Annotated in this window: 16 protein-coding genes; 3 read left to right on the plus strand and 13 right to left on the minus strand. The window is 28.7% G+C overall.

The window, feature by feature from the left end; genetic code table 11:
- Positions 1-106: 106 nt before the first annotated feature.
- Positions 107-1,495: an asparagine--tRNA ligase gene (gene asnS / locus DB723_RS00490; protein WP_151551332.1), complete on the plus strand. Its 1,389-nt coding sequence runs from the start codon at positions 107-109 to the stop codon at positions 1,493-1,495.
- A 23-nt stretch (positions 1,496-1,518) separates the two neighbouring features.
- Complete coding sequence (locus tag DB723_RS00495; RefSeq protein ID WP_151551333.1) at positions 1,519-2,040, plus strand: hypothetical protein; 522 nt, start codon at positions 1,519-1,521, stop codon at positions 2,038-2,040.
- On the opposite strand, the gene DB723_RS00500 is transcribed toward DB723_RS00495, so the two are convergent.
- From DB723_RS00500 to DB723_RS00530, 7 genes are all read right to left on the minus strand, one after another.
- The gene (locus DB723_RS00500) at positions 2,037-2,630 is read right to left on the minus strand and encodes a phosphoribosyltransferase (protein WP_151551335.1); all 594 of its coding nucleotides are present in this window, start codon (positions 2,628-2,630) and stop codon (positions 2,037-2,039) included. The two genes, DB723_RS00495 and DB723_RS00500, sit on opposite strands and share 4 nt — an antisense overlap.
- A gap of 185 nt (positions 2,631-2,815) precedes the next feature.
- On the minus strand, positions 2,816-4,240 hold the full coding sequence (gene htrA, locus DB723_RS00505; protein WP_151551337.1) for a DegQ family serine endoprotease HtrA: 1,425 nt from the start codon (positions 4,238-4,240) through the stop codon (positions 2,816-2,818).
- A 73-nt stretch (positions 4,241-4,313) separates the two neighbouring features.
- Positions 4,314-5,069 (minus strand): type I methionyl aminopeptidase, encoded by a 756-nt coding sequence (gene map / locus DB723_RS00510; RefSeq protein WP_151551339.1) that lies wholly within the window; start codon positions 5,067-5,069, stop codon positions 4,314-4,316.
- A complete protein-coding gene (locus DB723_RS00515; RefSeq protein ID WP_188093252.1) occupies positions 5,062-6,729 on the minus strand; it encodes a tetratricopeptide repeat protein in 1,668 nt (555 codons plus the stop codon). The genes map and DB723_RS00515 overlap by 8 nt, the downstream gene beginning before the upstream one ends.
- On the minus strand, positions 6,716-7,144 hold the full coding sequence (nusB, locus tag DB723_RS00520; RefSeq protein WP_151552890.1) for a transcription antitermination factor NusB: 429 nt from the start codon (positions 7,142-7,144) through the stop codon (positions 6,716-6,718). Before nusB ends, DB723_RS00515 begins: the two co-directional genes overlap by 14 nt.
- A gap of 37 nt (positions 7,145-7,181) precedes the next feature.
- Positions 7,182-8,192, minus strand: a complete 1,011-nt coding sequence (locus tag DB723_RS00525) for a peptidylprolyl isomerase (RefSeq protein WP_151551341.1) — start codon at positions 8,190-8,192, stop codon at positions 7,182-7,184.
- 78 nt (positions 8,193-8,270) lie between these two features.
- Entirely contained in the window at positions 8,271-9,464 is a 1,194-nt protein-coding gene (locus DB723_RS00530; protein ID WP_151551343.1) for an acetyl-CoA C-acyltransferase, read from the minus strand.
- Positions 9,465-9,606: 142 nt separating this feature from the next.
- Here DB723_RS00530 and DB723_RS00535 point away from each other — a divergent pair, with 142 nt between their 5' ends.
- Positions 9,607-10,977, plus strand: a complete 1,371-nt coding sequence (locus tag DB723_RS00535) for a hypothetical protein (RefSeq protein WP_151551345.1) — start codon at positions 9,607-9,609, stop codon at positions 10,975-10,977.
- A 10-nt stretch (positions 10,978-10,987) separates the two neighbouring features.
- On the opposite strand, the gene dnaB is transcribed toward DB723_RS00535, so the two are convergent.
- The 6 genes from dnaB to DB723_RS00565 form a co-directional block, all read right to left on the minus strand.
- Positions 10,988-12,355 carry a replicative DNA helicase gene (gene dnaB, locus DB723_RS00540; RefSeq protein WP_151551347.1) on the minus strand — a complete coding sequence of 456 codons (1,368 nt, stop codon included), beginning with the start codon at positions 12,353-12,355 and terminating at the stop codon, positions 10,988-10,990.
- A 24-nt stretch (positions 12,356-12,379) separates the two neighbouring features.
- Positions 12,380-12,880 carry a 50S ribosomal protein L9 gene (gene rplI / locus DB723_RS00545; protein WP_151551349.1) on the minus strand — a complete coding sequence of 167 codons (501 nt, stop codon included), beginning with the start codon at positions 12,878-12,880 and terminating at the stop codon, positions 12,380-12,382.
- A gap of 16 nt (positions 12,881-12,896) precedes the next feature.
- Entirely contained in the window at positions 12,897-13,187 is a 291-nt protein-coding gene (gene rpsR / locus DB723_RS00550; RefSeq protein WP_091973022.1) for a 30S ribosomal protein S18, read from the minus strand.
- A 14-nt stretch (positions 13,188-13,201) separates the two neighbouring features.
- Entirely contained in the window at positions 13,202-13,651 is a 450-nt protein-coding gene (locus DB723_RS00555; protein WP_151551351.1) for a single-stranded DNA-binding protein, read from the minus strand.
- Between the two features lie 11 nt (positions 13,652-13,662).
- Positions 13,663-14,082 (minus strand): 30S ribosomal protein S6, encoded by a 420-nt coding sequence (gene rpsF, locus DB723_RS00560; protein ID WP_151551354.1) that lies wholly within the window; start codon positions 14,080-14,082, stop codon positions 13,663-13,665.
- 144 nt (positions 14,083-14,226) lie between these two features.
- Positions 14,227-15,927, minus strand: coding sequence for a PTS transporter subunit EIIC (locus DB723_RS00565; RefSeq protein WP_151551356.1), 1,701 nt, complete (start codon positions 15,925-15,927; stop codon positions 14,227-14,229).
- Positions 15,928-16,101: the final 174 nt, after the last annotated feature.

Consider the following 16,101-nt stretch of genomic DNA (forward strand, 5'->3'; position numbering starts at 1 on the left):
CAAGAATTAAAATAATAAAAATTGTCGAATATTTTTTTAAAAAAAGTTTTAAGCTATAATAAAATTGATTTAGCAATATTAATAAGTATTTAAGGTGATAAATAAAATGTTTTCAAGCATTAAAGATATTTTAGAAAATCCAATTTTAAACAAAAGTGTTACAATAAATGGCTGGATTAGAACCAAGAGAAGTAATGGTAAGATTGGATTTATAGAAATTAATGACGGCTCAACACTTAAAGGAATTCAAGCTGTAATAAACGAAGAAGAAAATCAATTTAGTGAAAAAGATTTAAAAAAACTAACAACAGGAGCAAGCATATCGCTAACCGGTCTATTGGTGGGAAGTCCTGCAAAAGGACAAAATTACGAAATAAAAACAGACAATTTTAATGTAATCGGAGAAGCGGACCAAAAAACCTACCCATTGCAAAAAAAAAGACATACTTTTGAGTTTTTAAGAGAAATACCTCATTTAAGAATACGAACCAATACATTTGGAGCTATTGCTAGGGTAAGAAATAAAATTTCATACAAAATTCATGAATATTTCCAAAAAAATGGTTTTTTTTATATCAATACACCAATAATTACATCAAATGATGGAGAAGGTGCTGGTGAAATGTTTAGGGTTTCCACACTAAAATTAAATAAAACAAATAACTCACTTAGTAATATTGATTTTAAAGATGATTTCTTTGGGAAAGAAGCTTTTCTCTCTGTAACCGGTCAATTACACGGAGAAGCATATGCAATGGCTTTATCTAAAATATATACATTCGGTCCAACATTTCGAGCAGAAAATTCTAACACCACGCGCCACGCTTCAGAATTTTGGATGATAGAACCAGAAATGGCTTTTTACAAGCTTAAAGACAATATTATCCTAGCAGAAGATCTCTTAAAATATATTTTAAGTTCAATCTTAAATGAATGCTCACAAGATATGGATTTTTTAGAAAATTATATTGAAAAAGGGCTAATTAAAAAACTAGAAAACGTAATAAATTCAAATTTTGAAATTATTACCTATACTCAAGCAATTGAAATTCTTGAAAGCTCAAAAAAAAATTTTGAAACAAAACCTTACTGGGGAATAGATTTGCAAACAGATCACGAGAGATTCTTAACAGAAGAAACTTTTAAAAAACCAGTGGTGGTCATTGATTATCCAAAAAATTTCAAAGCATTTTACATGAAAATAAACAAAGATAACAAAACTGTTAAAGGAATGGACATACTTGTTCCAAAAATTGGAGAGATTATAGGAGGAAGTGAAAGAGAAGATGACTTACAAAAATTAGAAGACAGAATAAAAGAATTAAACCTAAACATTGAGCATCTAAACTGGTATCTTGATCTAAGAAGATTTGGCTCGACTCCCCATTCTGGCTTTGGACTTGGTCTTGAAAGATTGGTGCAATACTCAACAGGAATACCTAATATAAGAGATTCAATACCATTCCCAAGAACTCCCAAAAATCTTTATTTTTAATCAAACAAAAGGAAAAAAATAAGATGAGATTAGCAAAGCTCTGCAAATTAATACTATTCTTTCTTTTTACAATAAGATTATTTCCAGTAAAAGATGAAAATTTAAACAATAAATTAGAACTATTTTCAAACGTAGAAACAAAAATAAAAAAAAAATCTAAGACTTGCGATTCAAACTCAAATTTAAAAAATATTCAAAAAGAACTAATTTTAAAAAAAGATGCAAACAGTGAAAAAAATACAAACTTCAATATATACATACAAAAATCAAAAAAAATTAATTATCCTAACAAAAATTTAAACAATAATATCAATCAAAAAACTGCAAATGCTACAAATTTTACAGCAAATAATTATGTTAAAGTTTATCCTAGCTATAAAAATGATAACTTTGAGACAATTAAAAATACTAATAAATTTTCAGTTAAAACCAAAAAAACTCACGCACTAATTGGCCCAATATTAAAAGATAATCTAGGAATAATAATCAAAATGCTAAAAACAAAGGGATACACTTTAATAGAACATATAGAAGAAACTAATTAGAATTTATTTTTTGCCAAAAATTTTAAAACCTCACTAAGCTCATCATCTATATATTTAAAACTATTCTTATATTCGCTTTCTTTTAATCCTGTCAGCTCATGATTTCCATAATGAATCCAAGTATTCAATTCTTCTTGACTAGAATATTTATTAACGTAATAATCAGGAACATAATCTACAAATCCATGATTCTTATAATCGTAAACTGCTATTTTAACATTTTTACTCTCTATACCCTTTTTTAAAACTTCACCTCTCAAATAAACAATAGTACGGCCTGTATCAAAAACATCATCAACAAATAAAACTTTATCACCTGCCCTTAAATATTTTGGATCATAAGTCCACCCATCTATCATTATCTTTTTTTGCTCATTAAAAATATCATAAGATCTGGCAACAACAGCAGCATATAAAAGGGGCTTATCTGTCTTTACAAATTTAAAAAATTCACTAATAATATTGCCAAGATAGGCTCCTCCCCTCAAAGAAACATACATAATATCTGGAATAAATCCATCTTTATAAATTTTATAAGCAAGCTTAAACCCATTAATTCTTATCTCTTCATAAGAAACATATTTTTTCATAATGCAAACTTATTCCTTTTATTCATTCCCAACAACAATAAATTTTATTTAATCAAAATATTTTACCTGTAGATTAACTCAAATACTTAACATAAAATAAAAGCATTATAATCTAAAGCAAAGCGTAATAAAGCACATAAAGCAAAAAGGGCTAAGATCAGCTCTTAACCCAAAACTAAAATTTACTAAAACGTAATTTTAAAAGAATCATTTCCTCTTAAAACTTTATAAGTATTTTTTCCAACCTCAAGAGCATCATAAAATTCTCTTAAATTAGAAACATTTTTTGAATTTACAGAAATAATTACATCTCCTGACTTCATTTTAATATTTGATGCTAAATTTTTATCAATATAATCAACAACAACACCTTTAATCCAGTTTCTTAAATTAAGCTGAGCTTTAATATCATCGACTAATGGATAAACAACAAAACCGGGAAGCATTTTTGAAGAAGAAAGTTCTTTATCCTTAGGTCTAACAGCAAGAACAATCTCAATGTTTTTTTTGACATTGCCTCTTAAAATTTCCACATTTACTTTCTCACCAGCATAAAAATCACTAATATATGATGTGACGTCTTGAAAAACACTCATTGGAACTTCATTAACCTTCACAATAATGTCCCCCGCTCTAAGCCCCGACCTAACAGCAGGTGAACCTGGATAAAGAGAGGCAATAATTGCAGCTGAAACATCCTTACCTTCAACTCCTAAGCTTTTTAGCACTTCAGAATCTCTTGTTTTTAATGGATAGAAAGAAATTCCAAGCCATGCTGATTCAATTTTTTTACCTTTAAGGAAAAAATCTACAGTACTTTTAATATTGTTAACAGGAATTGCAAAACCTAAGCCAATATTTCCTCCAGAATTTGAAGCTATCCAAGCATTAATCCCAATAACTTCACCTTTTATATTTACAAGAGGACCACCTGAATTACCTCTATTGATTGCGGCATCAGTTTGTATAAATAAATTCCTTGATTGCAAATTAGGATTTGCAGAACGTTGCAACCCACTTACAATTCCTGCTGTAACTGTAAAACTAAATTGAAAAGGACTACCTACTGCCATAACCCAATCACCTATTTCAATCTTATCACTGTCTCCAAGATCAGCTACTCTAATGGCTGAATCATTGCTTTCAAAACTAATTAGAGCAATATCTTTTTTTTCGTCTTTACCAACTAACTTAGCCTTGTGCTTTTTCTTATCATAAGATACAACTTCAAGTTCAGTTGCCTTATCTACCACATGACTATTTGTAATCACATAAAATAATGATTTTTTCTGAGAATCTCTACCAATTATTACTCCAGAACCTGCCCAATTGCTTTTTCTCTCAGAATCAAATTCTGGCATATCAAAAAAGAAAAATGGAATAGGAAAACTCTGCTTAATTACCCCTGTTGCATGAACTTCTACAGATGATGGTAAAATTTTCTTGGAAACTTCTCTAAAAGAATCTTGCAAGGCTTGTACTGTATTGCCCTTTTCTTCTGCAAAAACAATGTTACTTCTATTAGAATCTAAATAATGCATTCCAATAAAAAATCCAATGCCTAAAGCCAAAAAACTGAGAATAAATCCAGAAAAAAACTTTTTTTCCACTTTTATAACCTCCACATAATTACTCAATTTTATAAATAATAATCAATATTTTAATATTTGAATATTTTAAAACTTAAACTTCGCTTAAAATTAAAGGCAATCCATCAACAACAGCAACAGTATGTTCAAAATGAGCAGAATAACTTAGATCAGATGCAAAAACGGTCCAACCATCACTTTTTATTGAAACTTCGTGCCCCTTTAAGTTTACCATAGGCTCAATAGCCAAAACCATACCTTCTTGAATTCTAATATTTTTAAAAAAAGGAGCATAATAATTTGGAACACTCGGCTCTTCATGAAGTTGGAATCCAACACCGTGCCCCGTGTATTCTCTAACTATTCCAAACCCAAATGGTTTTATATAATCTTCTATTGCTTTTGATATATTTAAAATTCTATTTCCCACTTTCATTTCAGCAATACCCTTGTAAAGAGAAGCGTTTGTAACTTCTAAAAGCCTTTCAACACTAGAATCTACATTTCCCACTTTAAAAGTTTTTGCCATATCACTATAAAACCCATCAAGATTAACTCCGCAATCAATACTAATAATATCCCCATTAGTTAATTTTCTTTTTCCGGGAATACCGTGAATAACCTCTTCATTAACAGATGCACAAATAGTGCCTTTAAACCCACGATACCCTTTAAAAGCAGGCTTGGCTTTATTTTTAATAATAAAATCATATGCTATTAAATCAAGTTCTTTAGTACTAATACCAGGAACAATATTCCTTTCAACTTCTAACAAAGTAAGCGCTAAAAGATGTGCTGAAGCCTTTATTTTTTTAATCTCATCTTTAGATTTCAATCTAAGTTTAGTCAAAATTCAACTTCCTTTCCCTAAGTGTATCTATCATATTTTTATAAAGCCTTCCTTCATCAGTTTTATAAAAAGAATAAGAAGTTAAAATAGCTTCTTTGCCTTTTTCCATTTTACCCAAATAAAGATAATTAATTCCTTGCTTTAAGTATATTTTTGATACAAGCTCGCGCTCATAATCAGAATTATAACCTTTATCATAAAAACTACTAGGCAACAAAGATATTCCTTGATTAAAATATCTTTCTGCTTCTTTATAATTTTTTTCAGAAAAGCTCAAAACTCCAAGATTATAATAAATTCCAAACATATATTTGGAAGATTTATTGTCAAAAATTATCCTTTTTGAACTAATGAAATCTCTTTTAAGAAAATAATAATAAAATTTATAAAAATCATACCAATCTTGTTTATTTTCATAAAAATTATAAATTTTAAAAAATAAATCTAAGTCTTTTAAATCTGAATAAAGCAACAAATTCCAAGCCAAAAATTGTGCAACGCTAGAATTGTAATCTGTCTTATAAAACAGTCGCCACAAATAAGATTTTTTTGACTCATACTCAGAATTTGCATAATTCAATGCAAAATAAAGTTTAAAAAATAAAGGATCTTCTTTGTAATTTGCTATAATTTCATTAGTTTTAAAATAATTCTTAATTTTAAAATATATGTTTGCCAAATAATAATTTATTATCTTATTATCTTTAAACACTTCATTAGCCTTATTTAAATAAGAAATTGCTCTTTTAGAATCATTCTCATTATTAGCTATAAGCGCAAGATTTAAGTAAACAAGAACATTATAATCAGGAAATTTTGTATAAAGCTTTAAATATTCATTCTTAGCATTCTTAATATCTCCTTTTTTAAAATAAGCATCAGCAAGTAAAAAAAGTAAAGTTGGGTCATTTTCATTTTTTATAAACCTAAGATTAGAAATTGTAAAATCTAAATTATTAAGATTATATGAAATATATGCAAGTTCTCTGAAAAAGTTTTTGTCTTCTTTAATTTTAAAAAGTATGCGCCTAGCAGCATCCATATTTTTTTTCTCTATATACAAAAGCATTGCATTTACTAAAAACGCATTATTTTTAAGATTTAAGCCTATCTCTTCAAAAATACGAGCATCCTTTTCTCTATAAATTTTATCAATAAATTTTTTAAAATCTAAAATCCCATTATCTAAACTTAAATTTTTCATAAAAACTTCATCATAAAGGCCCTTATACTCTTCACTATTTAAAAGATATTGATTTGCAATTCCATAAGCATCCTTTAAAAGCCCAATTTTAAGCTTAGAATAAACTTCTAAAGATCTTAGTTTTAAATTACCCGGCAAAACTTTAACACTAAGGTCTACTATATCGCCCATAAGGCGGTAGTCGTCTGTATTTAAAGCCCAAACCTTAGCTCTTTTGATAAGAGCTAACCACTTAAATTCAGTATTAGCATAATATGATGAAAATCGTATTGCTTTTTTAGCCTCAGCAAATTTTTTTTTATCAATGTAAAAATCAATTCCCATAATAAGCTTGCTAAAATCTTTTTCACCTTTCAAAAAATATAAAATATTGGGATTGAAATAAAAATAAAAACCACCTAAAAAAATCAGAAATAAAAATAATAAGATGAACACTAAAATTTTATTTTTTTTCAATACAATTCTCCATATTTTTCAATAAAGCATCCAATATACCATTTATAAATTTGTAAGAATTTCTACTTCCATATTTCTTAGCAATCAAAATTGCTTCATCAATTACGGCACGTTTTGAATTTTCAAAATTTTGGAACTTCAAAGAATAGACACCCATTCTAAGTATTGCAAGATCAACCTTATCAATACGATCTAAGGACCAATTTAAAGAAATATCCCTAATCAAGCTATCAATATGCTCTAAATTATCAAAAGTACCATTTACTAAAGAAGAATAAAACAACTTAATAGATTCATTTTCCATATCTAATCCTTTATCCTCAATATTAAAAATATCAAAAATATCATCCATTGCGCTTTTATTAATATCAATACTGTAAATCTTTTGAAAAGCTAAAACTCTAACTTCATGCATTAAATCCATACCAAAATTATATAAATAAAAATATGTTTTATTTTAAACTAGAATCTAAAATTTGTATATTTGCAGACTTGCTGAGCTTAGCATACACATCTTGCTGTACTTGAACAACAATTTGCTGCTGTTGAACATTAACCATGTTATTTCTTATTGCATCTTTGACAATCAAATCTGTAGTAGGTGATACTTTATCATTCAAGCCTAAAAATCTCTGATCATATTTTTCTGTAACTTTAATTATATGAAACCCTTCCTTTGAGGCAATAGGCGAAGATATCTCCCCCTTATTAAAATTAAAAATCTCTTTCACAAAATCAGCTCCAAGAAGATTTTGAGCATTTTGATCACCCCTTGACAAAAAACCTAGATCGCCATTTTTAGACTTAGAAGCCTCGTCATTTGAATATTTTCTAACAGCTTCTTCAAAAGTAATTTTTTTTGACCTTATTTGGCTTAAAATATTTTTTGCTTGGTCTAAAACATCTGATCTTTTTTTATCCTTAGTAGAAAAAAATACATGACTAACTCTTGAAATATCGGGATTTACAAATTTGGTTTTATTAGCTTCATAATACTCAACAATTTCTTTCTCACTAGGAGTTTTAACTTCAGAAAACCTAGGCTGAGCTTGCTTTAAAACAAGTTTTTGAGAAGACAGAGATCTTTTCATTGAAGATAAAAGCTCATTCCAATTTGTACCTTGTTTTTCTATCATTTGCTTAATTTGCTCATCAGTAAGATTTACAAGTCCAAATTGAGTTCTAATTGTTTGCATAACCTCATCATCTGAAATTTTAATTCCTTGTTTTGAAGCTTCTTGACTAAAAAGAACATCTGCTATTAAAACTTGCAAAACTTGCTTTTTCTCAGCAGCAGTCAAATCTCGACCTTGAGTCTTTTTAAATATATCAACCTTAGAATCAAAACTAGTTTTAGTAATAATTTCGTTTTTATATAAATTAATAATAGCAACAGGAGTATTTTGAGCAAAAGAGTTAATCCCCATAATTCCCAACATTAACAAAAATAATAAGCTCTTCATAACACAACCTCTTATTAAAGAATCACTTAAACACTAATTTAACAAAATTTTACATTTAAATCTAGTTAATAAAACATTTCATCTATACAAAAAACTAGAAATCCCTTGCCCACCCCCAACACAAATAGATGCTATTCCTTTTGTTTTATTCCTAATTTTCATAGAACGCGCAAGTGTTAATAAAATTCTTGAACCACTAACTGCAAATGGATGTCCCAAAGCAATAGCGCCACCATTTACATTAATAATGTCACTAGTTATATTGTATTTTTCAAACAACGCTTTTTCAATGCTTAATGCTTGAACGGCAAATGCTTCATTTACTTCAATCAAATCTATCTCGCTGGAATTTAAACTTAATTTATCAATAATTCCCTCAATGGCTACATAAGCTCCAAAGCCCATGTAAAGCGGATCAAGCCCTACACTTTTAAATCCCCCAATATAAGCTAATGGACTTACCCCTAAGCTTTTTACTCTTTCTTCACTTGCTAAAACCAAAAAACAAGCCCCATCATTTAAACTAGAGGAATTTCCAGCAGTTACTGTGCCTGATTCTTTAAAAACAGGATTAAGAAATGTAAGCTTATCTAGAGTTAAATTATCTCTTATTTCCTCATCACTTGAGACAACTCTGCTAGAATTGGTCTTCTTATCAAAAACAGTCAAAGGATAAATTTCATCTTCGAAATATCCAATCTCTCTAGCCTTTAATGCCTTCGAGTGAGAATTATATGCAAATTCATCTTGCATCTCTCTTGTTATTCTATATTTTTCTGAAAGGTTTTCCGCTGTAAGTCCCATGGAAACAAAATTTAAAGGATCAGTCAAGGCATCTTTTTGAATTGAATCTTCAATCCCAAAATTGCCAAATTTAAGACCGTCAAATCTAATCTTTCTAGGTAATAAATAAGGAGAATTGGTTAGATCTTCAACTCCTCCAGCTAAAACAATATCATTGCCTCCAAGAACAATAGAATTAAATGCAAGCTCCAAAGCCTTAAGACCAGAGCCACAAACTTTATTAACGCTAAATGCAGGCACAGCATCGCCCAAACCAGAGTTTAAAGCAATTTGCCTTGCAATATTTTGACCAAGTCCTGCAGATATTACATTGCCAACAATCACCTCATCCACTTTAGATAATTTATTCCTTGCAAGTAAAGCTTTAACAACTTTCGAAGATTCATCAATAATATTTAAACCTTTAAAAGAACCTCCAAACTTGGTATTAGGTGTTCTAAGTCCATCAATAATAGCTACTTTTTTCATTACAACTACTCCTAAAGTTTTGGCGAACTTTATTGAATTATACAATACAATAGATCACTACAAAAACCAAGTTCATTCAATAAAAATCTAAAATATTTAAATAAATTACTTAATAAATAAACTCAAATGTTATAATTTTTAAGTGAAATTTGAAAAAATACTTTTAATAAAATTTATATTTATAATTTCTACTTTAAAAGCTTATTCTTATAATTATGCAATCCAATACAAAAATGAAGGTATTGACAAATATTGTTTTGAAATACTAAATGATGGATTTGGATTTTCATTAAGCGATTTTTTTGATGATTTAAGAAGTGGCTCTCTAATTTTCACCTATATTTCAAAATACAATTTTATAATAAATTTAGAAGCACACATGTTAACTTATAGAGGCTATAAAGACTCGCCAAAAGATTTAATTAGTAGAGCAGACTTAATTGAAATAGGTTTCATGTATTACTTTCCAATTTTATTGCTAATTAACGGAAAAAATTTTGGAGAAATAGATTTGGGAATTGGAGTTAAAAATTTATTATTCGGAGACTGGGGAGGACACTTAATGCAAAGCATAATTCACCTCATTTTAAATCAACACCGTCCAATTCCAAACATAAAAAGCTACGATAGCTACAATTACAGGGGATTTTTAAGTTTTGCCCTGAATTACTCTTACATGAATTTTTTAAATTTAGAAAATTATATGGATTTATCTTATTTTGCAGATTATTTTATCAAAAATAGCATTGGAATTACCTTAAAAAATAAAAACATTGGATTTGATATAAAACTTTACTCTCAAATTCAAAATCAAATTAAAAGTCTTAAAACATACTCAAAAATACAAGAAGCAGAAACGGGAATTGGAATAAATTATCAATTTTACTCTAAAAATTTTTTCATAACAAATAATTTAAACATTAAAAACTTTTCAACCAAAGAAAATTTCTTAAGCGTTGGGGGATTTGGGATAATTATTACACCTGAAGAATACAAAACAATACCAGAATCAAAAAATGAATTTAATATTGTAAGCAATAATTTTTATTTTGGATTTGATATTATGATACCATTAAAAATAAGAAATTCATTATTTTATAAAATAAATGAAAATATCAACCATTACTTTTCAATATCAACAAATTATTACACCAATTATAATGAAACTAATAGCTTTACAAATCGATTATCATCGGGCATCATGTATGAATTTTTGCCGCAAAAAACGTTCAATCCTTACATCATTGCAGGTTTATTTTTTGCCTATAATCAAAATAACCAAGATATTAAAAGCATCTCTAGACCAATAAGAATAAAAAATGTTCTTCAAGCTGGAATTGAAAATGAACTGGGATTTTTGTTTAAAATGCTAGAATGCCATAACACCGAATATATTTTTAAAATATATTCAAAAGTCAGTTACATTCCTCTAGCTTATAATCAAGATGAAAAAAAATTAGAAAAACATTCTATTAACTTTAATTATTTGGGAATTGGAATAATCATTAAATAATAACATTAAATTAATACTGATGGTCCTTGTTAACAAACTTAGTAATATGTGGTAAAAATAATATATCTGCTCTACCTGTAGGGCCATTTCTATGTTTTGCTACAATAACCTTAGTTTCTATTGGCTCTATCTCAGTAGAAGATTCAAATTTAAAATCCTTATCTCTATGAAGCAAAATTACAATGTCAGCGTCTTGCTCTAATGCTCCTGATTCTCTCAGACTAGCAAGATTGGGTTCACGCCCTTCTGTATCTCTTGTAAGCTGAGACAATGCAATAATAGGAATCTCAAGCTCTCTAGCAAGCTCTTTAAGAGATTTGCTAATTGAAGCAACTTGTTCATGCCTTGGAAGATTTTTTGTTTCAAAAGAAATCAGGCTGATATAATCAACAAATATTATATCTATACCATAAAATCGCTTGAGCTTTCTAGCCTGAGTTGCCAAAGTTAGCAAACTAATATTTGGAGTATCTTCAATATAAAGCTCAGAATCACTAATTTCATTTACAATATCATTTAATGATTTTATCTCTTGTCCGGATAAAATGCTATTTTGAACCTTGAAGCTATCAATACAAGATTGAGACGATATTATTCTTTTTATTAAAGCATCTGCTGTCATTTCAAGGGAAAAAAATCCTACCTTTTTTTTTCCTTCTTTTCTCAATGCTATAGCAGATGCAATATTTAAAGCAAATGCTGTTTTACCAATACTAGGACGAGCACCAACTATAATAAAATCACTGTTCCTAAACCCCCCAATAAGAGAATCAACCCTTCTAAACCCACTTGGAATGCCATAATTTGCTTCCTTTTTCTTCATACTACGCTCATATATCTCATTATGAACACGCTCTGCAACAACTTTAGCATGATATAGGTTTTTACTAGAATAATCTAACTCAATTGAAAGAATCTTTTGTTGAGATTCTTCAACAATCTCATTAATAGTTTTTGTAGAATCATTTATATAATCATTAAGTTCTTTAGAGACATTTAAAATACTTCTACGAACACTCTGTTCTTTTACAATTTTTGCATAAACGTTTATAGTTCTATCTGTTGGCAAATAAACTGAAAGTGAATCTAAATAATCTGGCAAATTGATTAAATCTTTTTTAATCAAAAGCTGTGTTTTTGAAACATGCTTAGATACTTCTTCAAAAACGGTGATGGGATCAATATTTTCCCTTTTTTCATAAAGAGAAACCATTGCTTTGAAAATCAATTTGTGCGTTTCATTGTAAAAATCATCAGCTCTTACATGAAAAGCAATTTGTTCTAACTTATCTGAATTATAAAATATACTAGAAATTACCGCTTTTTCTGCACCATCATTAAAAAGAAGTGCAGAACTTGAAAAAGCTGCTAAAGCCACAAATCACACTCCTTCTATTTAAGTCTACTCATCTGTTTCATTTAACTTTTTATTTAAAGACTTTTTATCCTCTTGCTTGTTTTCTTTTTTTATCTCTACTTTAATAATAGAGCTAATCCCTTCATAAAGCTTAATTGTCACATCATAAGTTCCAAAAGCCTTTAAAGTTCCATGATGTATATCTATTTTTTTTCTCTCTATATTAAAACCAAGCTTAGAAAGTTCATCAACAATATTTAAGCTGTTAATGCTATGAAACAATTTGCCAGAATCATTGGATTTCATAAAAAATTCTAATTTAACAAGATCAAGCTTAGATTTCAGATCGTTGGCAATTTGTTTTTTTGTTTCTTGCTTTTTTAATATTGATCTTCTTTTTTGATTAAAAATCTCAATATTATGTTTATTTGAAAAAACTGCAAAACCCTTAGGTAGCAAATAATTTCTTGCAAACCCATCGCGTACCTCTACGGTATCTCCTTCTCTTCCGAGATTAATAAAATCTTCCTTTAAAATAACTTTCATAATTACCCCTAAATAATTATTTTTTTACAAAAGGCAACAAGGCCATATATCTTGCACGTTTAACTTCTAACGCCAAGCGCCTTTGATGCTTGGCAGAAGTTCCAGTAATTCTTTTGGGTAAAATTTTACCTTGCTCGGTAATAAACTTTTTAAGAAAATCAAAATCTTTATAATCAGGATGTTTCCCAGAATCACAAAATTTACACGACTTTCTCTTAAAAAATCTAAAATTTGAATTTTTTTTAAAGCCATCCTGCTGATTTTCAAATCTAGAATCTCTTTGATTTGCATCTCTATCTTTATACATAAACTTAAACTCCATTAAAACGGTATATCTTCGCTAAACTTGTCATCAACAATATCAATATCCTTAACTACATCTTCTCCCTTATGACTTGTCAAGCTATTGATATCTGAATCTTGCATTTGCAAAGTATTAGAACCTGAACTAAACATTTGCAAATTATCTACAAATATATTTATCTTACTCCTCTTATCACCCGTATTCCTGTCTTGCCAGCTTTCATATTTAAGAGATCCGCTTACCACAACTTGTTTACCTTTTTTCAAATAATCATTGAGACTTTCAGCTCTTTTTGAAAAAATAACACAATCAAAATATTGTGGATAATCAATCCATTCATCATTTTTCTTCATCCTTCTATTATTAGCTAAAGAAAACCTAAGAATAGCCATGCCACTTTCTGTATAAGAAAGTTCGGAATCTCTTGTAAGTCTGCCAGACAAAACTAATGAATTAATATCAGCCATTCAAAACCCTCTTATTTTTCTTGAACATCTGTGCTTTCAGAGCCTATTGGTGTTTCGATTTTAGAGCCACCTCTAAAACTGTCTTTATCGATATTGTCTCTAAATTCTCTAAAATTTCTTCTTTTTATTTTTTTAGTATTGATCTTTCTAACTATTTTTACCAAAATCATATACCTAAGCAAATTTTTAATTAACTTAAGCCTTGATTCAAGTTCTTTCAAATTATTACCTTCCATACTAAAATCTATTATTTCATAACGACCCCTAGCTTGCTTTTTGATAGGATATTCTAAGGCTCTCTCTCCAATAAAATTACTAACAATATCAGTAGCACCAAACAATTCTAAAGATTTTTTTACTTCCTCTAAAGAACCCTTATATTCAATTTCTTCACTTTTAAACAAAAAACATGCCTCATATCTTTTAATCATCACTAAAACTCCTTATGGTCTATCGCATTGCAAAATATGCAACAAAGGTTACTTAAGTTAGTATATAAAAGAGATTGATTTTTTTCAACAATAAAAAATTTATTTATAACATAGAAAAATGTAAATAAAACATAATCTCAATGCTTAATCTTCTTCCGATTCTGATTCGCTAAGCTTATAAGTTTTTCCCAATTTGCCTTGCTTCTCAAGTTTTTTGTCTTCTTTCATTTCAATATAAGTCTTAAAGCCTTTTTTTACATTATCAACTGCAACCATAACACTAGCTTCAAACAGACTTTTTGGAGAATAAGTATCAACAGCTTTTTTAATATAATATACATTAGATCCATAAAAAAGCTGAACCTTGCCATTAACAAATCCTACCTTAAGAACTCCAGCCTCTTTAAGCAAATTATTATCAACAAGTTCAGTATTAACAACATCTACATGTAATCTTGTAGAACAAACATCAAGCTTTGTAATATTATCAAATCCACCAAGCCCTTGAATTAAAAGATGAGCAATACCTAGACTCTCTAATTTACCCTCTTGGCCTTCAAAAAATGGATCATCTGCAATAAATATCTGAAAATCAAAATATCTATAAAGCCAACTAAAAGTAAAATAATAAAGAACAAAAAAGATTGCCCCTAAAGGTATTACACTAATCCAATTTGTCTTAGAATTCCCTTGAAGTATTCCAAACATAAAAAAATCCAAAAATCCAGTAGAAAAAGTATTTCCAATAGTAACATCAAAAAAATTAGCAAGCAACAATGCAAATCCTGAATAAACAGCATGAACAAAATAAAGCAAAGGCGCTGTGAAAATAAATAAAAATTCTAAAGGCTCAGTTATTCCTGTCAAAAAAGCAGTCAAAGCCCCAGAAAAAAGAAGAGCTGCAACCTTGCTTTTATCTTCATGAACAATACCTTTGTAAACTCCTAATGCTGCTCCAGGTAGTCCAAACATAATAGAAAGATAAAAGCCACTGCTAATCTTAGCAAAACCTGATGAATATTTACTAAGCGATGGATCTAACAGCTGAGCGTAAAATATATTCTTAAGACCTCTAACAGTATTACCATTAACTACCTCCACTCCCCCTAAAGAAGTAAACTCAAAAGGAAAAGATAAAATAGAATGCAATCCCAAAGGCAATAACAACCTATTTAAAAATCCATAAAGAAAACTACCAAAATATTCAAACTTAAAAACAAATGCACCTAAAGATGCAATTAACTTGTCAAAAGTTGACCAAATTAAACAAAAAAATATAGCTAAAATAACACAAAAAGGCAAAATAATTACTATAGGCACAAAATGACACTCTGAAAAAAAAATAAAAGGCTTTGGCAGTTTCATATTATAAAATTTGTTATGCAAATAACCAACTACAAGTCCTACCGCCAAAGACCCTGCAATTCCCGTATTTAAAGTTTGAACACCAAGAAAATTTATACGCCCCACAGAAGACATTGCCTCTGCTTCAACAAGTCCTGAGAAAGTCTCAATAAAATAATTCTCAGTAATATTAAATGTCAAATAACCAATAAGCCCCCCCAAAGCAGCTGTTCCCTGCCCCATTCTTGCAACTCCAATGGCAATTCCAATAGAAAAGATTAAAGGCATATTGAGAAGAATAGCATTGCCTATAGCTTTCATTAAGCCTAAAACATCTTGAAAAAAGATTTTATCAATATAAACAATATTAGAAGAATTTGAAAATACAGATCCAATACCAATCAATAAACATGAAATTGGTAAAATAGAAATAGGCACTCGTAGTGCTTTAGAAAATTTTTGCAAACTTGAAAAGTTAATTATTTTAATAAAATTAATCATGCTAAGCCTCTCCAATGCTAATTTCAGCAAACACTATCTATTATAAAGCTTTTTTTACAAAAAAAAACTTTGCTTATAAAACAAACCCAATAATAATAAAATAATGCGATTAGACAAATCAAGCAAGATTTAATTTAATCTTGAGAAAAACTTAGAATTAAAGTAATGTATTAT

The sequence above is a fragment of the Borrelia maritima genome (assembly GCF_008931845.1).
Lineage (GTDB): Bacteria > Spirochaetota > Spirochaetia > Borreliales > Borreliaceae > Borreliella > Borreliella maritima.